Source organism: Novibacillus thermophilus, assembly GCF_002005165.1.
GTDB classification, from domain to species: domain Bacteria; phylum Bacillota; class Bacilli; order Thermoactinomycetales; family Novibacillaceae; genus Novibacillus; species Novibacillus thermophilus.
In genome coordinates, this window is sequence record NZ_CP019699.1 from 2501619 (window position 1) to 2523804 (window position 22186).

At 45.0% G+C, this 22186-nt stretch carries 17 protein-coding genes; 15 read left to right on the top strand and 2 right to left on the bottom strand.

The window, feature by feature from the left end:
* Positions 1–184: 184 nt before the first annotated feature.
* The 8 genes from B0W44_RS12195 to B0W44_RS12230 all read left to right on the top strand — a co-directional run bounded on the left by B0W44_RS12195 (position 185) and on the right by B0W44_RS12230 (position 13359).
* Entirely contained in the window at positions 185–2845 is a 2661-nt protein-coding gene (locus B0W44_RS12195; RefSeq protein ID WP_077720272.1) for a penicillin acylase family protein, read from the top strand.
* Positions 2846–3061: 216 nt separating this feature from the next.
* On the top strand, positions 3062–4429 hold the full coding sequence (locus tag B0W44_RS12200; protein WP_169835557.1) for an SLC13 family permease: 1368 nt from the start codon (positions 3062–3064) through the stop codon (positions 4427–4429).
* 26 nt (positions 4430–4455) lie between these two features.
* A complete protein-coding gene (locus tag B0W44_RS12205; protein WP_077720274.1) occupies positions 4456–6039 on the top strand; it encodes an ATP-binding protein in 1584 nt (527 codons plus the stop codon).
* A gap of 135 nt (positions 6040–6174) precedes the next feature.
* Positions 6175–8160, top strand: coding sequence for a CocE/NonD family hydrolase (locus B0W44_RS12210; RefSeq protein WP_169835558.1), 1986 nt, complete (start codon positions 6175–6177; stop codon positions 8158–8160).
* A gap of 244 nt (positions 8161–8404) precedes the next feature.
* The gene (locus B0W44_RS12215) at positions 8405–9070 is read left to right on the top strand and encodes a response regulator (protein ID WP_077720276.1); all 666 of its coding nucleotides are present in this window, start codon (positions 8405–8407) and stop codon (positions 9068–9070) included.
* An 84-nt stretch (positions 9071–9154) separates the two neighbouring features.
* Positions 9155–10207: a DctP family TRAP transporter solute-binding subunit gene (locus B0W44_RS12220; protein ID WP_149027003.1), complete on the top strand. Its 1053-nt coding sequence runs from the start codon at positions 9155–9157 to the stop codon at positions 10205–10207.
* Between the two features lie 2 nt (positions 10208–10209).
* Complete coding sequence (locus B0W44_RS12225) at positions 10210–11295, top strand: TAXI family TRAP transporter solute-binding subunit (protein ID WP_228441080.1); 1086 nt, start codon at positions 10210–10212, stop codon at positions 11293–11295.
* A gap of 105 nt (positions 11296–11400) precedes the next feature.
* The gene (locus tag B0W44_RS12230; RefSeq protein ID WP_228441083.1) at positions 11401–13359 is read left to right on the top strand and encodes a TRAP transporter permease; all 1959 of its coding nucleotides are present in this window, start codon (positions 11401–11403) and stop codon (positions 13357–13359) included.
* Positions 13360–13542: 183 nt separating this feature from the next.
* On the opposite strand, the gene B0W44_RS12235 is transcribed toward B0W44_RS12230, so the two are convergent.
* Entirely contained in the window at positions 13543–13986 is a 444-nt protein-coding gene (locus B0W44_RS12235) for a VOC family protein (protein WP_077720278.1), read from the bottom strand.
* Between the two features lie 88 nt (positions 13987–14074).
* On the opposite strand from B0W44_RS12235, the gene B0W44_RS12240 reads away from it, so the two are divergent.
* From B0W44_RS12240 to B0W44_RS12250, 3 genes are all read left to right on the top strand, one after another.
* A complete protein-coding gene (locus B0W44_RS12240; protein WP_228441086.1) occupies positions 14075–14977 on the top strand; it encodes a helix-turn-helix transcriptional regulator in 903 nt (300 codons plus the stop codon).
* Between the two features lie 289 nt (positions 14978–15266).
* The gene (locus tag B0W44_RS12245) at positions 15267–15635 is read left to right on the top strand and encodes an NAD(P)H-binding protein (protein ID WP_077720279.1); all 369 of its coding nucleotides are present in this window, start codon (positions 15267–15269) and stop codon (positions 15633–15635) included.
* A 937-nt stretch (positions 15636–16572) separates the two neighbouring features.
* Positions 16573–17790 (top strand): DUF819 family protein, encoded by a 1218-nt coding sequence (locus tag B0W44_RS12250; RefSeq protein WP_077720280.1) that lies wholly within the window; start codon positions 16573–16575, stop codon positions 17788–17790.
* 56 nt (positions 17791–17846) lie between these two features.
* On the opposite strand, the gene B0W44_RS12255 is transcribed toward B0W44_RS12250, so the two are convergent.
* A complete protein-coding gene (locus B0W44_RS12255) occupies positions 17847–18416 on the bottom strand; it encodes an LOG family protein (protein WP_077720281.1) in 570 nt (189 codons plus the stop codon).
* A gap of 105 nt (positions 18417–18521) precedes the next feature.
* Between B0W44_RS12255 and B0W44_RS12260 the strand changes: the two genes are divergently transcribed.
* The 4 genes from B0W44_RS12260 (at position 18522) to B0W44_RS12275 (ending at position 22123) form a co-directional block, all read left to right on the top strand.
* Complete coding sequence (locus B0W44_RS12260) at positions 18522–18839, top strand: MazG nucleotide pyrophosphohydrolase domain-containing protein (RefSeq protein WP_077720282.1); 318 nt, start codon at positions 18522–18524, stop codon at positions 18837–18839.
* A gap of 476 nt (positions 18840–19315) precedes the next feature.
* Positions 19316–20311, top strand: coding sequence for an ABC transporter substrate-binding protein (locus B0W44_RS12265; protein WP_077720283.1), 996 nt, complete (start codon positions 19316–19318; stop codon positions 20309–20311).
* Entirely contained in the window at positions 20250–21302 is a 1053-nt protein-coding gene (locus B0W44_RS12270) for a FecCD family ABC transporter permease (protein ID WP_228441089.1), read from the top strand. Before B0W44_RS12265 ends, B0W44_RS12270 begins: the two co-directional genes overlap by 62 nt.
* A complete protein-coding gene (locus tag B0W44_RS12275) occupies positions 21299–22123 on the top strand; it encodes an ABC transporter ATP-binding protein (protein WP_077720285.1) in 825 nt (274 codons plus the stop codon). The genes B0W44_RS12270 and B0W44_RS12275 overlap by 4 nt, the downstream gene beginning before the upstream one ends.
* Positions 22124–22186 lie beyond the last annotated feature (63 nt).

Consider the following 22186-nt stretch of genomic DNA (forward strand, 5'->3'; position numbering starts at 1 on the left):
GGTTAAAAAAATCTTAGATGGATCCTAGCCTATTGACCAAAAAGACCAAAAAGATTCCTATGATTTATATATTGTAAATAAAATTTTATTGTCCTATGATTTGGATATCCAACAAGTCAAAAAATTCTTTTAAATATGTTATGTTTATAGGAATTTTTTAAATGATATACAAGGAGTGAGGTTATTGAAAAGAAAAGCAATATTGTTGATTCTCGTATGTGTGCTTTTGATTACGCCTACTTTTTATTCAGGTAACGCGGCAGAATCGTCGTTGCACTATAAAGTCTCTGGACTTGAAAAACCAGCCGAGATTCTTGTTGACCGGTGGGGAATTCCACATATTTACGCCTCTTCTACAGATGATGTTTATTTTGCACAAGGATTTAATGTCGCCCGTGATCGTTTATGGCAACTTGATCTATGGCGTAGGAATGGATTGGGAAAGCTCTCGGAAGTCCTTGGCCCAGAATACATAGAACAAGACAGAGCGAAACGTTTATTTTTATACCGCGGAGACATGGATAAAGAGTGGGAAGCTTATGGCCCGGATACGGAAAAGATTGTGACATCGTTTGTTAACGGTATCAACGCCTATATTGACCTGACAGAAGAGGATCCCGATCTGATTCCAGAAGAATTCAAGATTCTTGGCTACAAGCCTTCTAAATGGCAGCCTGAGGATGTCGTTCGCATTCGAAGTCATGGTTTGACACGAAATATCACCAATGAAGTAGCTCGAGCTATTACGTTAAGAGAATACGGTAAAGACGTTGAAAACATTCGTAAAGGCTTAGAGCCAGATTGGGAATTTACTATTCCTGAAGGATTGGATCTTGAAGCCATTTCCGAAGATGTTTTGGCAACTTATCGGTTAGCGACAAATGGTGTTTCTTTTGATGGAATTGACAATCAGGTTACAACGGAAAACTTAAATGATCAAATTGAATACGAGTCTAATCTCGGGAGTAACAACTGGGTCATCAGTCCTGAAAAATCAAAAACGGGTCGACCGATCTTAGCTAATGATCCTCACAGAGCACTAGGCGTACCTTCACTTCGTTATATAGCGCACTTGTCAGCACCCGGATTAGACGTTATCGGCGGCGGTGAACCTATCCTGCCAGGCATTTCCATTGGCCACAACGGAACAGTAGCATTCGGGCTCACTATATTTGCGATCGACCAGGAAGATCTGTACGTATATGAAACAAATCCAGACAATCCTTCTGAATATCTTTACCAAGGCAAATGGGAAGAAATGACATCTGTAAAGGAAGAAATCAAGGTTAAAGGTGAGAATCAACAGGAAGCAGAATTAGAATTTACCCGACATGGACCAGTTATATATAAAGATGAAGAAAATAATCGTGCTTTCGCAGTTAGAGCGGCATGGTTAGAACCGGGAATGGCACCGTACTTGGGAAGTTTGGCTTACATGGGAGCTAAAAGCTGGGATGAGTTCTATGAGGCAATGAACAAATGGGGATCGCCATCAGAGAACCAAGTATATGCTGATATAAATGGAAACATTGGGTGGAAACCAGGTGGGTTGACACCCGTGCGAGATAATTGGGATGGGTTATTGCCAGTACCTGGTGATGGAAGATATGAATGGGACGGCTTCCTCAACCAAGAAAATTTACCCTTCGAATATAATCCCGATCGGGGTTGGATTGGTACAGCAAATGAAATGAATTTGCCGGATGATTATGATTATGAAAAATATAAACTCGGATTTGAATGGAGTGCGCCATTCCGTTACCAGCGTATTGCGGAAGTAATGGAAAACTATGAAAAAATAGGATTGGAAGATTCACAGCGCCTTCAAACGGACTACGTATCAATTCCTGGACAGCGCATCACTAGATTACTAGATGGTCTTCAGTCCTCTGAGGAAAAAGTAAACCGTGCTTTGACATTGCTACAAAATTGGGATGGTGACTTATCCATTGATTCATCCGCAGGTGCCTTGTTTGAAGTATGGTATCAACACCATTTACGCAAGGCAGTTGTGGAAGAAATTATGTCAGAAGAAGCAGCTCATCACGTTGGATCTGGTGACCCTGTTGTTATCTTAAATCTGTTAGAAAATCCGGATGAACGTTTCGGAGAGAATCCAGAAGAAGTGCGTGATCAAATTCTGTTGTCTAGTCTAGTAGACGCAATCAGCCATGTAGAAGAGCTTCTCGGATCGCAGATGGATCAATGGCAATGGGGAGATTTGAAGCATGTCTATTTGGAACACCAGTTATCTGATTTAGTTGATGAGGAACAGCGAAAAAAAATGAATATTGGTCCTCTTCCACGTGGTGGAAGTGGAGACACTGTTGGGAATACGAGTTATAATAGAGGAAATTTCCGACAAACCAGCGGCGCAACCTTTAGGATGGTTCTGGATGTTGGAAACTGGGACAATTCAGTTGCGATGAACAGCCCTGGTCAATCAGGAGATCCGAACAGCAAACACTACGATGATCTGTTCCAAAAGTGGGCAAATGATGAGTCAATCCCGTTGTTATATAGCAGAGAAAAGGTTGAGGAAGCAACGGAAAAACGTATTGTTCTATTGCCTAATCTGGAAACAAGTGCCGACAGCATACAAACACTTGTTGAGCATTTCGAAGAAGAGGGTGAATTTGCAAACGATGAAGTTTTTCATTCTTTACTTCTTCATTTGAGGGCAGTGAGTCATTTCGAAAACCTAGGAGCAGCCGAAAAAGTCGTTAAGCATATGGGTGGTTTTAAGGATTTAATCGACTATCAACAAGACAATGGGTTGATTTCCGAATTTGTGTACAGCGTGCTCATAGCTGAAGCTAATAATTTAATTGAGAAGTGGCAATGAACTTTAAAGTGGACAACGTAAACGTCTGACGGAAGGGGGAGCAGAGGATCCTGTTCCTCCTTGTTGTCATTTGTGCGTGATTAAGAATTTTGGGAAATAGGTGTCGAAATGCCGAGAAAAAAAGTTATAAAATCCGAACCACAGTACCGATCCGCTAATCTCGAAGGTCTACACAAAGAAAAGCGTCTGAATAGAAAAACAGCATTCGCTTTCTGTGTGGCCGTCTTATTGTTTGGTATAGCGGTCGAAGGGTTAGGGGCCGAAGTCCCCTGGGAGGCACGCGCAACCATTGGCATTACGCTCGCAGCCATTGTTTTGTGGGCATCAGAGGTCATTCCATTTGGACTGACATCGTTGCTCGTTTTAGTAAGTCTAGTGATGACCGGCGCTTGCACTGTGGAAGTTGCTCTAAGCGGGTTTTCCAAAGGAGCTGTCTACTTGATTGTAGGCGGGATGATGATGGCACAAGCTGTCAACCACACTGCACTGGGAAAGCGATTGACATATGCGCTTATGGCCCGAACAAAAGGTGACATGAAGCGTATTTTATGGGCTGTGATACTCGTTCCGCAAATGCTCGCTTTATTTATCCCTGCGACAAGTGTCAGAACGGCGTTACTGCTTCCGCTCGTCTTGTCTATTGTCAACGTGCTCCACCTGCCCGAACGGTCCGGAGCAAAAAAGCAATTACTCGTCGGTTTGGCTTTCGGGGCGAATGTAAGTGGTACGGCAATACTGCCAGCCGCCATCGGCAATGTGCTCACGGTAGAGATACTCGATATTTATCTAAAACACAGTATTTCATATATTGACTGGTTTTGGTACACATTCCCCGTCTGGTTCGCTATGATTCCAACGACCTGGTGGTGTATTCGCAGAGCGTTTCCGGCAGAACGAGAAACTCATCATGCGTTAACTGCGGTCATGCAGCAGAAGTTGCAGGCATTAGGGCCCCTTACGAGTGAAGAAAAGCGTTGCTTGCTGATCTTGGCTGGAACCGTTTTCTTGTGGATGAGTGCAGAATGGCACGGTTTGGATCCTGCCATTCCAGCACTGCTGGCGGTTGTCGCCATGAGCCTTCCCGGTGTCGGCGTCGCAACGTGGAGGGAAGTCGTTCAAGTCGATTACGGTTTGGTACTGTTGCTCGGATCAACATTATCCCTCGGCATTGTACTAAATAATTCCGGTGCGATTGACGTGGTTACACAATGGTTGAAGGGAGCTTGGTTTGTTCATCTGGCGGAGGCGCCTTTTTTATTAATCGTTGTGATGATTGTGATGGCCCATCTTTATCATCTTGTGGTATCCAATATTTCCACTGCCGTGGTCACGTTCCTCCCCATGGTAATCGGTGTCGCTCTGGAGATGGGGGTTAATCCGGTTGTATTGAGTGTATTGTCGGCGATCACTATTTTGTACGGGTTTCTTCTTGTCGTTGAAACGCTCCCCACGGTTCTTGTGCACGGAACGGGTGAAATCAATCAACGTGATTTTTGGCGTGCCGGAGTCCCCCTCACTGTCGGGTCGATTATGATACTAACATTAGTGGCGGTAACATGGTGGAAATGGATCACTTTTGCATAAGCGATGAGGTGTGAGGTTTTTCAATAATGAAGCGAAGAATGAAATTGCGGACCAAAATGCTGCTCCTCTCTTTTATATTGGTCTCTTCTTCGGTCATCGTCAGTGGTTTGTCAATGCTGTACAGCATTTCCTATTCTTTTGAAAAGGAGATTAGACAGCGTGCGATTGCTATTTCCAGAACGGTTGCCCAGTTAGATGAAATACGGGACTACGTGGGAAAAGAAGGCGGCGCACGGATCATTCAACCGGTGGCCGAACGAATCCGTTTAGCCACGAATGTTGATTACATCGTCATTTTAGACATGAATCGCATAAGGTATTCCCACCCTTCGGAATCGCGGATCGGGGAGAGGTTTGAAGGTGGGGACGAGGGTGCCGCATTTTCTGAATTGGAGTATACCTCGAAGGCGAAAGGGACGTTAGGGTACGCAATTCGCGCTTTTGTCCCTATTATGGATAGAGAAGGCATTCATCAAGTCGGAGTCGCGGTTGTTGGCATTTTAGCCCCAACATTTGAATCTTATTTGGCTGAGTATCAAAGCAATATGTTGCTTTCGTTAGTATGGGGGCTATCGATCGGATTAATAGGCTCTTGGATTATCGCCAACAGTGTAAAAAAGCAAACCCATCAGTTAGAACCCTTTGAGATAGGGCGGTTGTTGGAAGAGCGTTCAGCTGTCATGGAAGCAATGGATATTGGCATCATTTCGATTGATATTAATGGGAAAGTCAACTTCATGAACAGAGTAGCGGAACAGTATACGAAGGTAGCAACTTTATTTGATGACGCTGAGGATCTCACCTTGAGTCAATTGTTTTCAGGGACGTGGCTGATGGATCTGAACTTTGTCAATCAAAAAATTCAAAATAAGCCTATCAGTATCCACGGCACGATGTACTTAATTTCTTCCTATCCTCTTCATGTCCATCAAGATCTCGTCGGATCTGTAGTGACGATAAAAAGTCGGTCAGACGCTCACCAATTGGCCGAGGAGTTAACTGGCATTAAAAATTTGGTCGGCGCTTTAAGAGCTCAGAACCACGAGTACATGAATAAATTGCATAGTATCGCAGGTTTAATTCAGTTGGATCGGACTGAAGAAGCATTGAATCTGATGATTGACGAAACTTCTCAGGAAGAAAACCTTGTTCAGTTTCTGAAAGACAACATTGACGATTACGCTGTTTCCGGGTTACTGCTTGGAAAGCGTTCTCGGGCAAGGGAGCTCGGTGTGACTCTGAGGATAGATAGAAGCTCCTATTTATCCCAAATAGTAGATGGGTTTAGGGCCGGCGATCTTGTCAGTATACTTGGAAATTTAATTGACAATGCCATTGAAGCCTGCCAAGGTCAGGAAAAACACGTTGTCTGTTGTTTGGTGCAAGGTGATGAACATGGGCTGCGTATTGTCGTTTGTGATACGGGGAAAGGGATGTCACACGACGAACAAACAAAGATTTTTGACTATGGCTATAGTTCCAAAGCAGAGGAAGGCCGGGGGATTGGCTTGGCCTTGGTAAAGGAAATTGTAGAGGCTAACCAAGGTTGTATTCATGTTGAAAGTCAAGTTGGAAGCGGGACAAAGGTTGAAATCACAGTCCATCGTTAGAAATGACGACTCGTCCAGGAAACGATTGTTCCCTAAGACCAAAAAGACCAAAAAGATCAGTATTATCGTTATATGGAAAATTATTGTAAGCGCTTTATAATGACAAGAGACATTGTTTCCCGAGGAGGAGCGGCGATGGGTAGAAAAAAGTATTTTTCCGCTTTATTGATGTTGTTACTCTTTGTTTCCACCACCTTAGGGCACAGTATGTTCGACAATACGGCGGAAGCATTTGAGGAGGTTCAAGTTGACGGTCCAAAGGGAGTGGGAACCGAAAACAGAAATTGGGTTACAGAGCCCGAGACACCGCCGACGTCAAGTGAACGCTATCCAGTTACAGTATACGAGGACGTAACCATTCCGATGCGTGACGGTGTCAAATTGAAAGGCCGTTTATTCGTTCCAGACCTTCCGGATGGACCGGGGCCTTGCGTCCTTTATCCGAACGGTTATGGGCACGGAAGCCCGGATTCAGGAGAAAATAGAATTCCCCGTGATTTGGCAGAACGCGGTTATGCGTCTCTACACGTCAGTATGCGCGGTTCAGGAACTTCGGAAGGGGAAGGGAACCTTTACAACAAATACGGAGAAGACGGTTACGACCTTGTGGAGTGGATGGCAGACCAACCGTGGTGTAACGGCAAAGTTGGAACGATCGGATCATCGTTGAGAGGAATTAATCAGTGGTTGATTGCTAAAGAACTTCCGCCAAGTCTAAAGGCGATAAGTCCGATCATAGCCTGTGGTGATTGCTACCATTACTTATGGTATCCAGGAGGCATGCTACCAGGTCCTGGACGGGTTGCCCGTGGCGAGCCTGAATACCCATCTGCCATACAGCATCGCAATTTTGATGACTGGTGGCGTGAACGCTCCACATTGACTGAGGACCTTGAAGCAATAGCTAGCCACGACATTGCCGCCCTGATTTCTGGCGGATGGAATGACTACATTTCCCCGGGTAATGTGCATGCGTTCAAGGAATACAGCGCGGCAGGTGGTATAAGTAAGATGATTATGGGTCCGGGGGCCCATGGTTCGGTGACAGGTTTACTGCCTTATGATTTTGAAACCTACCAGGTACTCTGGTTCGATCGTTATCTAAAAGGGATAGACAACGGGATCGATGAGGAAGATAACGTCTTAATTTATGTACAGGGTCCGAACCAGTGGAGATTTGAGAAGGCGTGGCCAATTCCCGATACGCGAACAGTCAAAATGTATCTGAGTGAGCAAAAAAGCGGCTCTATTGAAAGCAAAAACGATGGCTCCTTTAGGTCAATTCCTTCGTGGGAGCGAAGCGAAAGCGCTAACTACGAGTACTCACCTGAATCGGGCCCGTTTTTACACACGATGCTGGATTCATCCAGCGGCCGGTTAAAGATTGACCAGACGCCCTATGAAGAGCAAACGGTCACATGGACTACATCTCCCCTGCTCGACGCTACAGAAGTAACAGGAACGATGACACTAGACATATGGGCTGAGACAAATGCAGAGGACATTGACTTCGTCGTTCAAATTTCTGACGTAGCCCCAGACGGAACATCCACGGCAGTGACTGCGGGCTACTTGAATGCGCCGCGATCCAAATCGCGTTCTCATCCTCTACCCCTTGTTCCAGGAAAAATTGAGCACTATCAAATCGAAATCCTGCCAACCTCTTATGTTTTTAAAGAGGGACATCGCATCCGTTTAAGTATTGCAGGTGGAACGAAGGAGCATCCGGAACAAAGGGCACCCCAAGGCCCCGGTCTGAATCCGAATGAGGCTTCTGTCAAGATTTATCAGGATGAGAATCATCCGTCGAGTTTAGAGATTCCCGTGATTGGCACTGCGGTGCCACCGTTGGATCCGGGCAGTGCGACGGACATGATTACCGTTGTTGAGCACTTTAAAGAAGAGGGAGAGATCGCAAACGATGCAGCATTTCGGTCATTACAGACTCATTTGACTGCCGTCGGGCATTATGAAAACAGGGGATTAACGGAAAAAGCTGTCCACCACATGAAAAGCTTTAAGCTGTTGTTGGAGCATCAGAACAAAAATGGATGGATTTCCGAAAAGGCTTACAACATACTCAAAAGAGACGCTGATTATTTGATTAAGAAGTGGCAGTAGGTTTTAAGACCGTGTACGTGAATGTCTTGTATCAAGGAAAAGAAGTCCTTCGGGGGCTTCTTTTTTTGGCCGCCGTTCCAGCAAAAGGATGCCCCAGGAACTTTGACATCATGCAGTAGCCATTTTGGCAATAAGTTGACTGTTAATTTTAAGATTTTTAAGTTAGAATTATAAAAATAATCATCGTTAGTTTTATTAAAAATTTATATTTTTAAACGCCAAGTTAATTGAAAGGGGTGTTGATATGATTAAAGTCGTGATGGTTGAGGATGATCCAATGGTATTGGAAGTAAACAAAGGGTTCTTAAAAAAAATCCCTTCTTTTCATCTCATCGATAGTGTAATGGACGGTCGTAACGCCTTGCAGTCCATAAAGACACACAAGCCAGATCTCGTGTTGCTTGATATGTATTTGCCGGAGATATCTGGGTTGGATGTGCTAACGGAAATCAGAACGCACGACATTCCGACAGATGTACTGATGATTACAGCTGCACGGGACGCTAAAACAGTCCACAAAGTTTTTCGATTAGGGGCTGTGGACTACATCGTTAAGCCTTTTCGATTCGACCGATTTCGGCTCGCTTTGGAAAAATACCAGAAGATGTGGAAGAAATTGATGGAAGTGAAGACGATCAGTCAGGAAGATATCGACCATTGGATAGAGAGGGATTACGACGGTAGATCCGAATCACTCCCCAAAGGAATTAGCGACATTACGTTAAAGCAAATCATGATGGCCCTCTTTGAGCAAGATCAACCAGTCACTGCAGAACAACTAGCCAATGACTTGGGAATGGCTAGGGTTACAGTGCGTCGATACCTGGAATACTTGGTACAACAGAATAAGATACGCGTTGAAATTGAATACGGGAGTGTCGGGCGGCCCAGACACTATTATTCGATCTGAGACCAAAAAGACCAAAAAGATCAGTATCCTCGTTTTATTGGCTAAAAAGTGTAAGCGGTTTACAATTTCATTGTCGTTAAAGGGGTGGTGATCATACTCCGGAAAGTTATACTCACGACCTGTCCTATAATCATTCTTTTTGTTTCTGTTTCTTGTCAATACGGGACTTATCCTCAAGATCATGAGCAACTGAGTGCAGATGAACGCATCGTGATTCGTTTTTCTCATGTTGTGGGCGAAGATACTCCGAAGGGTCAGGCCAGTCGTAAGTTTGCCGAATTGGTTGAAAGTCGAACCGACGGTTACGTGGAAGTTCAAGTCTTCCCCAATAGTTTCCTGTACCGGGACGGCGAAGAATTCGATGCTCTTTTGAAAGGAGATGTTCAAATGATCGCTCCTTCGACATCGAAAGTAACAAAACTTGTTCCTGAATGGCAAGTCATTGATTTACCTTTTGCTTTTAACAGTGACCAAGAAGTGAATGAATATTTAGAAAGTCCGGCGGGACAAGTACTGTGGGATAAATTGAAACGCGAAGGCCTGTACCCACTGGCGTTTTGGAATAATGGCTTTAAGCAGATGACGAACAACCGGAACCCTTTAATCGACCTTGCCGATTTTAAGAATCTCCGCTTCCGTGTCATGTCGAGTGAAGTGTTAGAAGAACAATTTTCCCTTTTAGGTGCGCAGGCACACGTTGACGCCTTTGATCAAGTTTACCCGCTCTTGGAAAAAGGAGAAATTGATGCCCAGGAAAATACTTTTTCAAACATTGTCAACAAAAACATTCACACTCAACAAGAGTACATGACGATTAGTAATCATGGGTATTTAGGTTACCTCGTCCTTATGAATGAAAAATTTTGGCAAAACCTGTCAGACGAGATTCAGATCGTGTTGTTGGAAAGTATGCAGGAAGTGACGGAATGGGAAAGAGGGATTGCTGAGGAAATCAACCGCGAAAACAGACAGACGCTTGAACAGTGTGACTGCGTAAACCTTCATGAATTAACCCACGAGGAGCGGGTTGTGTGGGAAAGAGCCCTTGAACCGCTGTACGATTCATTTACAGAGCAGTTTGGAGACAAATACATACATTATATTCCAAAATTTAAGAAAGAAAGGAGTTACAACTGAAAGTGCAAAAAGTAACGTTGAACATGTACAGACAATGGGACAAGATCTTTTTCGTCGTGTTGTTTGGACTGGCGCTAGTAGCCCTCGCTGCGTGTGGGAATCAGGCCGGAGATGCATCTAATGAGACTGGGGGTGAGGAAGCTCCTGAAGAAGCTAATGCAGAAGAACGGGATTACCCCACCACAGTTACCATAGGCACTGCTTCACAAGGTGGAACTTACTACATTTTCGGTGGTGGGCTGGCTAATTTACTGGAAGAACATCTCGGTGTAACGTCAAACGTCGAAGTCACTGGAGGTCCGGTGCACAATATGCAATTAATCCAATCTGGTGATCAAGAACTAGGTATGGTGACAACGGGACCGGCATACGAAGGGGTCACCGGTACCGGGGAATGGACCGGAGGGGAAAAGCTGGATGACGTAAGAATTACGTTTCCGATGTATTCGACCCCCTTCCACTGGTGGGCACTGGCCGATAGTGGTGTGACAGATCTCTCCGGGATTGAGGGACAACGTGTCGGTGTCGGTCCTGCCGGGGGGACGTCAGGGACCTATTTGCCCATGATCCATGAACTTTTAGAATTGAATACAGAAGATGTACAGGCGGGTGCCAGTGATATGGCTTCCCAAATGTTAGATGGTCAGCTTGATTATATCGGGTTCGCTGCCGGGATTCCTATCGCAGCAGTGACGGAAGTGGAGGCGCAGCGGGAAATCAATTTATTTGGAGTTGAGGGGGAGCAACGCGACCTTATTTTGGAAGAGTTTCCCTTCTTCTATGAGTATACGATTCCGGCAGGTACGTACGATTCTTTGGATGATGATTTAGAGACGATCGCGATGTACAACTTTGGTATCGTCCACAAAGATGTGAATGCCGATTTCGTCTATGATTTGGTCAAAGCTTACCACGAAAACATTGAGCAAATGATCGACACCCATGCGTCTGCTAAAGAAGCTGAAGATCCCGAAGCGATTTTAAATAACAAAAACCTTCCCATGCACCCAGGAGCAATTCGCTATTACGAGGAAATTGGAATCAAACTACCGGATGAAGTTTATCCACCGGAGTGGGACGGGAATTAGGCCTGTTTTATGGAGAGAGAATCATTCCCTACCTTTTTATAAAAAGGTAGGGAATCCTTTTCACCTTACAGGTTGAGGCAGTATTTACACAGGAGGTGACCGAATGTGACGGATAAAGGGAAATCGCCAAAAATCGATACATCCGTAGACATTAAATCCTTTTCCAAAACCCGCGATTTAACGGGATGGGTTCGACACTTGTTTATGACGGTCGCTGTCGTCGGCGCTCTTTTTCACCTGTACATTTTAAATATTAATCCTATCGACCCGTGGGTATTCAGAAGTACACACCTTGTATTCGGTGCTGTGTTAGGATTTTTAATTTATCCTGGGTGGAGAACAAGATCCTCCAAAATCCATGTTGTGGACTGGATCTTGGTCGTCGTCACGATTTATGTTGGTTTCTACATTTTTGTCAACCTCGATCAGCTTTTGTTTCGCTTTGGAGTATCGCCTACTCGTATGGATTTCTACGTCGCGTTGGCCGGTTTGTTGATCGTCCTTGAACTTACGCGGCGCACGAGTGGTTGGATGCTTCCTCTTTTAGCTTTACTGTTTGTTTTATACGTATTTGTAGGGCCGTATCTACCTGGCATTCTCCATCATTCCGGATATTCGGTTGAGCGGTTTGTCACGTACATCTACGGACTGGATGGCGTGTTCGGCGTGACTTTAGATGTATCGTCCAAGTACATTATTCTCTTCATTATTTTCGGAGCTTTTCTGCAAATGTCAAGGGTGGGGCAATACTTTATTGATGTCGCCTTTGCTGTAGCCGGGGGATTGCGGGGAGGTCCTGCCAAAGTCGCCGTCGTTTCCTCCGGACTCATGGGAATGATGAACGGAACATCCGCCGGTAATGTAGTGGCGACTGGGTCTCTCACCATTCCGTTGATGAAAAAAGTCGGATATCCACCGCGATTCGCAGGGGCGACCGAAGCCACCGCCTCGGCCGGAGGGCAGTTGTTGCCCCCGATCATGGGGGCTGGCGCCTTCTTAATGGCTGAGATTATTGGCATTCAATACACGGAGGTCATCATAGCGGCAATCATTCCTGCCATTTTATACTTTATTTCCGTTTACTTCATGGTCGATCTTGAGGCGATTAAACAGGGAATGAAAGGATTATCCCGTCAAGAGTTGCCACAGCTCAAAGACATGCTGAAAAGCGCCTACCTTTTTCTGCCGGTCGTTTTACTCATTTACTTGCTGGCGAACGGTTTCTCTGTCATCTTAGCCGGTAGCTTAGGGATTGTGGCGTGTCTTGTCGTCAGCCTGTTTCACCCAAAAACACGTATGGGTCTGAAACGGATTTTACATGCGTTTGAATTAGGAATGAAGGATTCTGTCCAACTGATTGCGGTTTGTGCATGTGCGGGCATCATTGTGGGCGTAATTGCGTTGACCGGTGTGGGACTGCGTTTCAGTTCCATGCTGTTGTCCATCGCTGACCACAATTTGCTGATCGCCTTATTGTTCGCAATGGTGATCTCTATTTTACTCGGGATGGGGATGCCTACAACAGCCGCTTATGCCGTAGCGGCATCAGTCGTGGCGCCGGGGTTAATTCGCATGGGCGTCGAGCCGTTGTTTGCCCATATGTTTGTCTTTTACTATGCCGTCATCTCGGCCATTACGCCTCCCGTTGCTTTAGCTGCTTATGCAGCAAGCGGTATCGCGGGGACGGACCCCATGAAGACTTCCATCCAAGCTTTTAAGCTGGGATTAGCTGCGTTCATTATACCCTTCATGTTCTTCTACAGCCCTCAACTGCTGTTAGAAGGAGGAGAGTCGGTCGGAGGTATCCTATTTGCTGCCATTACGGCAACCATTGGCGTCTATCTGTTGGCTTGTGCAGTCCAGGCATGGTTCTTCGGCAAGAAAGCCAGTTGGTATAGTAGACTCTTGTTATTGGCAGCATCGATTATGTTAATGATGGCCGATGTTACTTCTGATTTCATCGCCCTCGGCTTCGTCCTGATCGTCATTTTGATTCAAACTGTGACAGCCCGAACGGAGGCGGTCAGTCGAGTGACGGGACAGGAGAAAAAGGTCAAGATGTGACTTTTCGGCCTGTACAGCCGGACCGTTCTGATTATAAGATAAGACCGCTATTTCAGTAAGTCACACAAACCATTTTCCACAAATTTAAAAGAAAGTGTGCCCAAAACCTCAGCGGTTTCGGGCAGTAAAAGGGAGGTTCTGCGCGCATTTTCGAGCATACCTTGCGCCTCTTCTTGTGATTTATTAAAAATCATGCATCGTTACACAAAGCTGTATAACGATTCCAAACGGATCTCGAATAATCGCATACCCGGGACTAAACGAATTTTCTTTAAGAGGTACTAACACGGTTACCTTTCCATGTTGAACCAGCGAATGGTATAGGTTCGTAATGACAAGTTTATCTTTTGACTGAATACACAGTGACGAGCTGTTGCCCAATTGCCACGGGTGTGAAGGATCCATCGTCTCGTCTGCTACCATAAGTTTGTTAGCGCCAATTTCCAAGACAGAGTGTGTAATATAATGATCCTGACCTTCTTCATAGGTGAAATGAGGGTCCATTTCCTTCATCTCTTTATAATTTTTCTTAAGGAGAATATTTGCTCCTAAATACTTTTCATAAAACGCAATGGCCGCTGCAGCTTTTCCATTTAAAGATAAAAATGGAATCACTTCAACATTCATTTTGTTGCCTCCTTTATCATCATTCATTACACTATCAAGTATAGTCATCAAAGGTGACAATCTGTGGCACCATTAGGAGGCGTTTTTCGTGAAAAAAACAGAACGTATAAATCAAATGCTCCGCTTCATCAATCAGAAGCAGCGTTTTACTCTTCAAGATTTAGTACAAGAATTTCAAATATCAAAAAGAACAGCATTAAGAGACATAGCAACGTTGGAGGAGATTGGTGTACCTTTATATGCCGAACATGGCCGTTATGGAGGGTACCGATTGCTTAATTTGATGCAGCTCCCACCAATATCTTTTAACAATCAAGAAGTTTATGCCCTTTATTTTGCCATGAAAGCACTACGTAGCTTTGCTAATTTACCTTTTCAAGTATCTTTTCTTTCCATTCACAAAAAATTTCTCAATGCATTAACGGAAAGCCAAAGACAAGCTATCGAGAGAATGCAAAATCGAATTTCTTTTCGGCATACGGAACAAATCAAAGATAGTGAACATTTGGAGATTTTGTTAATGGCAGCTGTAAATAATAAAGTGATCAAGATATCTTATCAAAAACTGTCCAAAACAGATGCTCGTTTGATTCAGCCCATTGCCATTTACTTCATGAAAGGCTATTGGTATTGTCGAGCTTATGATGTGGATAAAAGAGTTTACCGTGTTTTCCGTTGTGATCGGATCACATCTGCTGAAGCAAAAGATATCCAACCCTTAGCGGAGTTAACCGAAATAACGATGCAAAATGCTCATTCACTCTGGCGTCCTTCTGAAAATGCGGTTCAATTCAAATGTTTAATTGACCAAAGGGGAGTAGAGTATTTTCAGCAAGAACATTACCCCTCGATGAGATTAATCAATGAGATGGGAAATACGTACCTTGTCGGTTCATATGAGCCAAACGAACTTGATTTTATCATTAAGTTCCTTTCTGGGTTTGGTAAATCCATAAAAATAATGGAACCTGTTATTTTAAAAGAAAATTAAGACAGTACTATACGGATTTACTGGATAGCATTTAGACCTTAAATGTCTCGACTAAGTTTTGCCGACGGACTTGGTATAAAATTCGAACTGGGGAGGTCACCGAATGACTTCTATTCTCACATAGGTTGACTTGCATCGTGCCTATTTGAAGGTTTGGATTTATATGGTTAACCTCTGGCAATTTTTGTCGGCACTCGATGTGAACATCGATGGTATAAACTGTCTCAGTTAACGATTGATCATTTTGCTTAATCGTGTTCATAAAGGCTGATTTTTGAGGAGAGCTCAAATGAAGCGTGTATTAGTGGCTGGTGCAACGGGTTATTTGGGAAGATACGTTGTTAAGGAACTAAAAAGGCAAGGGTATTATGTCAGGGTACTCGTAAGACACCCAGACAAGTTAAACCAAACGGGGGATTTTCTAGCGCCTTCTATCGGTGACGATGTTGATGAAATCGCCGTAGGTGACATTACAAAACCGAATACGTTAAAACACATTTGTGACGACATGGATTACGTTTTCTCATCTGTTGGAATCACGAGGAAAAGTCATGGTTTGACCTTTAAAGATGTTGACTATCAAGGGAATGTCAACTTATTAAAGGAAGCAGAGCACAGTCATGTTGCGACGACGTTTGGGAGGATCCCGGTCCTTTAATTGAAGCTAAAGCGCGTTTTGTTAAGGTTTTAAAAGCATCGCATATCAGCCATATTGTAATCAGACCGACCGGCTATTTTTCTGACTTAACCCAGTTGTTGACAATGGCCAAAAAAGGTAGAGTTTACCTGATTGGAGACGGTCAATCTAGAATGAATCCGATTCACGGCGAAGATTTAGCGCATTTTTGTGTACAGTCCCTCTCGGAAGTAAATCAATCACTTGATGTCGGCGGTCCCGAAACATTGACATATGAACAATAAAATGGCCTTTGATGTGTTGGATCAGAGAGAACAGATCACACACCTTCCATTCAGTCTATTAAACACCATTTCTTTAGGTCTGAAATTGTTCAGTAAACATCATTATGGGGTTTTACGTTTTTTTATGAACGTCATGCCTCACAATGTGATTGCACCAATGTATGGAAAACATAAGTTTAAAGATTTTTTCAGGAGAGAGTGTAACGAGAAGCGGAGCGGAAAGCGAACTGATGATCCTCGAACTAATCCACTAGACCTGGAATCTGGTGGCTTTTAGTTATGTTAAATTGCATGTTTCGACACATGCCTCAACTAAATGTAAAAAATTTGCGTTTTTCCTTATTCCACGGGAAATAAGCAGAGGTGGTTTCGTTTTAAGCATATTTTAAGGAGGGATTTTATTTGGCTCCTGTTTATCCTGATTTCTACTTGCCTGCATTTTGTTTTTAGTTCTATTCAGGGCATTGACGTTTTTTAGATCGTCGTTTATTCTAATAATTGTAAAAAAATTATTACATAAAATCATGTTTAAAACGAAATGGCAGTCACATCAATGGGATAAGTTTTGGACGCATAGAGAAGAGCAGGAAGTCGAGCGAGGAATTAATTTTTCCATTGGCTTAGGTACTACGCCGCTAAATGACAGAATAATGAAACAATTAGGGGGCTGAAAAATGTCAGATTCGATTATACAGCCTGATGATACATGGATGTTATGGGCATTTTTGGCAGGTTGGGCCGCGGTAAGCATTTATTTAGAGCAAACATATAAGTGGGCATCCAAAATGTCAGGGGCAATCATAGCGCTTGTCGGTGCCATGCTTCTAGCAAACTTCAATATAATACCGACTGAATCTCCCGTTTACGATACGGTTTGGTCTTATGTCGTTCCGTTATCCATTCCGTTACTTTTATTCCGTTCCAACATTTTAAAAATATGGAACGAAAGTGGAAGATTGCTGGTCATCTTTCTGCTAAGCTCAACTGGTACAGTTACGGGCGCAATTGTTGGTTTTTTTTTGTTACGGGATCACCTTCCGGTTCTAGATAAAATTGCTGCGATGATGACAGGTTCATATATTGGTGGGGGAGTCAACTTTGCAGCCATGTCAGCAAAATTTGAAACACCGGGAGAAATTGTGTCTGCGACGGTAGTGGCAGATAATATGTTAATGGCACTCTATTTCCTTGTATTGATCCTCATTCCAACTGTTTCCTTCTTTAGAACACATTATAAAACTCCTTATATAGATGAACTTGAAAAAAATACAGATAACAATGACAATCTAGCTTCTTCCTATTGGAAGAAAAAAGAAGTCGCTTTAAAAGATATTGCCCTTGCCGTAGGGACTGCCTTTGTCATTGTGGGAGTTTCCTTTAAAATTGCCGAATTTTTCGATGGAATCATTCCTTCCGGGGAACACGTCCACTTCTTCCTGAATGTATTGAATGGCATTTTAGGGGACAATTATTTAATGTTGACTACCTTAACGATGACAGCAGTAACCGTGTTTCCACGTTATTTTGAAAGCATTCATGGTGCGCAGGAAATCGGGACGTATTTAATTTACGTTTTCTTCGTCGTCATCGGGGTACCCGCATCCTTACCGTTAATTTTACAAAACGCCCCTCTGATTTTTGTTTTCGTTTTGATCATGGTTTGTATTAACATGTTTGCATCCTTCTTGTTGGGTAAACTGTTCAAATTCTCACTGGAAGAAATTATCCTTTCCAGTAATGCCAATATTGGCGGGCCGACTACCGCTGCAGCGATGGCTATTTCTAAAGGGTGGACCCAATTAGTCGGTCCAATCTTATTAGTTGGGACATTAGGTTATGTTATTGGAAACTACGCCGGAACGGCAATAGGAGTTTGGCTAAGTCATTTCTAAGTTCTTTGGTTAACCTGATGAAGATCTGGCTGACGAAACGAATGCAAGGGCGATTGTCAGCGCCGATAAGTTTTTATAGCCGGTGGTTCATAAGAGTCAAATTGATCAAGTAACCGGTTTGGTTCAACGTCTACAAGGGCCATAGAACGGTACGTTTCATGCATGAATTGTTCCTTCGTCATATGCTGAAACAATTCCAGCAAAGGATCAAAGTAATGATTGATATTAAGAAGACCACAAGGTTTTTGATGGAGTCCTAATTGGGCCCAGGTAAAAATTTCAAAGAACTCTTCCAATGTTCCTGGCCCACCTGGCAAAACGACAAAACCGTCTGCAAGCTCTGCCATTCGAGCCTTCCTCTCGTGCATCGAATCCACAATAATCAGTTCTGACAATCGTGTATGGGATATTTCTCTCTGTTCCAAAAATCTCGGCATAATCCCGATGACGTGTCCGCCTTCCTCTAAAACAGCGTCCGCAACGGCTCCCATCAGGCCGACACTCGCTCCGCCATAAACAAGTGTAAGATTACGCTTGGCTAGCTCTTCACCCAAATTCTTGGCGTTCTCTATATACACATTAGATGCTCCCTCACTGGAACCACAAAATACAGCTACGTTTTTCAATGTGGCGTCTCCTCTCTATCTGAATTCTGTGCACAGCGATCATATTATACAAAAGTCTTGATGAATTGTTAAACTTTACGATAATGGAATGAGGGGTGAGAAAAAATGGATGTCACTGAATTTCAACAATGGGTTAAGGAGTATTATGAAAATAGGGGCTGGTCTGAACTAGACATTTTTATTCGCATTGGTTTTCTAGCAGAGGAAACTGGAGAAGTCGCACGGGCCATTCGAGCCCTTGAGATCGGTAGGGATAGACCGGATGAGGTCACTGACTCGTTTTTAGACAATAGAAAGGCTTTAGTAGAAGAATTAGGAGACGTATTGGGGAACGTCATTGTAATAGCCAATAAATATAACATCTCTTTAGAGGAAGTGTTTCATTCTCACAAGGAGAAACTTTCAAAGCGTTACTCTAGTTAAGTCCGTAAAGTGATCCCATTTCAACATCCTCGGTTTCTGAAACCGTTCAGGTAAGGAGGATGTTGAAATGGCTCCATGAGTTCGCCTCAATCTTGCTCCCATCAAGAAAGTCGTCTTTTCATTGAGCTGTTCCTCCTGTACAAGCCGTCTATGCGAAAAACGTTCCAAAAATCGAGCTGCTTGTGGCTTGCCACATGTGCACAGAGATCGAATGAATACATTCGTCAATCTATTCTTACTATTATAAATAATTTCGAAGCGATTGACGTAATGAAAAGTTGCTGATAAGATGCTGTATGTAAATCGTAATCATTACGATTAAGATGCCGTCATTTTCATGAGATCTGTCGGTTTGAAGTGTATTTTTTGACGAAAGGAGGGCACGGGTTCCATAAGGTAGTCGAAGCCAGAGTTATCTAATTGAACGGGGACATGTCCGTTCTGTTTGATAGTCCACAGCCTGGAGGTAATATGTCATGAGCTCCTCAAAACTTACAAAAATTTGTGCGTACTCGCTCATCATCTGTCATTTTGTGCTGTTGGCGACAAGCTGTTCGCCATCCACTGTAACTCCCACAACACCCGAATCTGTACCGCTCGATCAGCCGGAGCCATTGTCTTTTGAAGATGATGCCGGCCGGGAGATAACGTTGCCCCAAAAACCGCAGCGGATCGTCGTGCTGTCACCTCAACTGTTGAATTTACTATATGCCGTCGGGGGACGCGCAGTTGCCCGCGCCACATCGACAGGCGAAACGGTCCCGGAAACAGCGGAAAATCTGGAAGATGTCGGAGGGATGACGACAGTCCACACGGAAAAGCTGCTGGCGTTAAAGCCTGATCTCGTAATTGGGTCCACCGTTTTTCATCGCGACTTGGCCGGAGTGTTGGACGAAAGCCGTGTGCCGTTTGCCCTGTTTAAACTCGGTACATACTCGGACTTGAAAGAAAAAGCGGTATTGTTCGGCAAAATCGCCGGAACGGAAGGCAAGGCGAAAGAGGAGCTCGTAAAGCTGGATCGGCAGATGAACCAATTAACTGCCAAGGTTCCGGCTAATCAAGCGCCTACGTTTATCATGCTGAACGTGACTCCGAGCAGCATTTCCGTCCAGCGGCAGAACATGATCGGGCTCGAGGTAGCGGCGATGTTGAAAATGAAAAATGTGGCGGAAACGTTGCCCGCTTCGGATACGAGCCCGTCCACTGCCCCATTCAGTTTGGAAAAAATCGTCGAACTCAATCCGGATTTCATTTTTATTCTCATTCACGGCGCCAGAACAGAGGGTGAGCATAAAATCCGGTCCGATCTCGCTGGACAGCCTGCTTGGGCATCGCTCCGAGCCGTCAAAGAAAACCGATTGGCCATTTTGCCGTCAGATTTGTTCCTGTCCAATCCGGGCTTTCGGCTGAATGAATCGGTTGAGTATTTGGCAAAGCTCGTTTATCCGGACGTTTACGGTCATGGCAAGTAATCCGTTTCGCGTTTCAGTCTCCAGGAACGTTCTGGTGTTTATCGCTCTGACGGCGGCGGCTTTTCTTGGGATTGCGTTTGGCATCGGTACTGGAGCGGTATCGATTTCACTGGTGGACATCTGGCAGTACTTGTTTCACGGCTACGACGGTCCGATGAAGGAGATTGTGTGGAATATCCGCTTGCCCCGCACATTGGTTGGAGCGTTTGTGGGAGCCAATCTGGCTTTGTCTGGTGCGATCTTGCAAGCGGTCATGCGCAATCCGCTGGCTGACCCGCACATTATCGGCGTTTCGTCGGGAGCAGGACTGTTTGGTGTCATCGTGTTGATTTTATTTCCCCACATGTGGTCGATACTGACCCCGGTTGCTTTTCTCGGGGCCTCCGGAGCCGCGATCCTGATTTATTTGCTGGCCTGGAGAGATGGCGTCCAACCGGTTCGCCTCATTCTGGCTGGCGTTGCAGTATCGTCTTTTCTTGGCTCGGGTATTTCCGCCTTGCTGATTTTTTTTAGCGACCGAGTCGACGGAGCGCTCGTGTTTATGGTCGGCGGATTGTCTGCCAAAAGCTGGCCTGAGCTGGAAACGATCCTTCCTTATTCGGTTCTGGGTCTATGCGTGGCCCTTTCCGGCAGCTCGCATCTGAATGTGCTGGCACTGGGAGATTCGAACGCCCGGGGGCTCGGACTGCCCGTCGAGGCGGTTCGTCTCATCATGGTAGCGACAGCCGCTTTGCTCGCTGCGAGTGCGGTGAGCGTTGCCGGGCTGCTCGGTTTTGTGGGGCTGATCGTACCGCACTCGGTCCGTTTGCTCGTCGGCAGTGACTATCGGATCCTTCAGCCTGCTACTGCCTTGATGGGCGCTGCCGTCGTGACTTTTTGCGATACGTTCGCCCGCATGATGTTTGCGCCCGTGGAGCTTCCGGTCGGCATTATAATGGGCGTGCTTGGCGCACCGTTCTTTTTGTACTTGTTGAGGAGGGAAGCGGGATGACGGCGTTGGTGCTGGAAGAAGTTACGGTCAAGTATCAGCATCGCACTGTGATCGACAAACTGAACTGGCAGGTGGAAACCGGTAAAATCTACAGTGTTATCGGCCCGAACGGATGCGGCAAGAGTACGCTGCTCAAAACGATCGCCGGCCACTTAAAACCAGACCGGGGAGAGGTTTTGCTGGATGGCAAATCGATCGGCAGCTATTCACGGCGGCACTTGGCGAAGTGTGTCGCCATGCTTCAGCAGAGTCAGGATAAGCTGCCGGAAATGACTGTGCGCGCGCTCGTCGGTTACGGGCGCTTTCCACATAAACCGATGTGGGGAGCCAACCGAAAGGAAGATGAGGAGATCGTAGAGTGGGCAATGGCACAGACCGGAACCCTCCCTTTTGCGGAGCGAAAGTTGTCCGCATTGTCCGGAGGCGAACGCCAGCGGGTTTGGATTGCGATGACGCTGGCGCAAAAGACGAATCTGTTGTTATTGGATGAACCGACGACTTATCTCGATGTGAGCCACCAATGGGAAATTATGGAGCTTATCGCTGACATTAACCGGAAGTACGGCATAACCATTGTCATGGTTTTGCATGACATTAACCATGCTGCCGCTTGCTCCGATGAAATTATGGTGATGAGCGCCGGTCGTATGTATGCGAGCGGCACTCCCGAGCAAGTCATCACCGAAGAAATGCTCGGCGACGTCTTTGGCGTGAAGGGTCTCGTGGAGCGGGATACTGACAGCGGCCGCTTGAACTGCCTCATCAGGGGACTGCTGGGAACGGCGAATCTTCCAGCGGGGAAAACGGTTAAGGCAACGTAAAGTATAACTCGGAAATCTGCTGACGAAAAAGGCATAAAAGCCAGGGAGAGGATGGGAAATAAA

What these genes read in the sequence shown, in the direction of transcription:
- B0W44_RS12250 (WP_077720280.1), top strand. Translation starts at nt 16,573, where the DNA reads ATGTCAGATTCGATTATACAGCCTGATGATACATGGATGTTATGGGCA.
- B0W44_RS12270 (WP_228441089.1), top strand. Translation starts at nt 20,250, where the DNA reads ATGAATCGGTTGAGTATTTGGCAAAGCTCGTTTATCCGGACGTTTACG.
- B0W44_RS12205 (WP_077720274.1), top strand. Translation starts at nt 4,456, where the DNA reads ATGAAGCGAAGAATGAAATTGCGGACCAAAATGCTGCTCCTCTCTTTT.
- B0W44_RS12260 (WP_077720282.1), top strand. Translation starts at nt 18,522, where the DNA reads ATGGATGTCACTGAATTTCAACAATGGGTTAAGGAGTATTATGAAAAT.
- B0W44_RS12215 (WP_077720276.1), top strand. Translation starts at nt 8,405, where the DNA reads ATGATTAAAGTCGTGATGGTTGAGGATGATCCAATGGTATTGGAAGTA.
- B0W44_RS12245 (WP_077720279.1), top strand. Translation starts at nt 15,267, where the DNA reads ATGAAGCGTGTATTAGTGGCTGGTGCAACGGGTTATTTGGGAAGATAC.
- B0W44_RS12210 (WP_169835558.1), top strand. Translation starts at nt 6,175, where the DNA reads ATGGGTAGAAAAAAGTATTTTTCCGCTTTATTGATGTTGTTACTCTTT.
- B0W44_RS12265 (WP_077720283.1), top strand. Translation starts at nt 19,316, where the DNA reads ATGAGCTCCTCAAAACTTACAAAAATTTGTGCGTACTCGCTCATCATC.
- B0W44_RS12235 (WP_077720278.1), bottom strand. Translation starts at nt 13,986, where the DNA reads ATGAATGTTGAAGTGATTCCATTTTTATCTTTAAATGGAAAAGCTGCA.
- B0W44_RS12275 (WP_077720285.1), top strand. Translation starts at nt 21,299, where the DNA reads ATGACGGCGTTGGTGCTGGAAGAAGTTACGGTCAAGTATCAGCATCGC.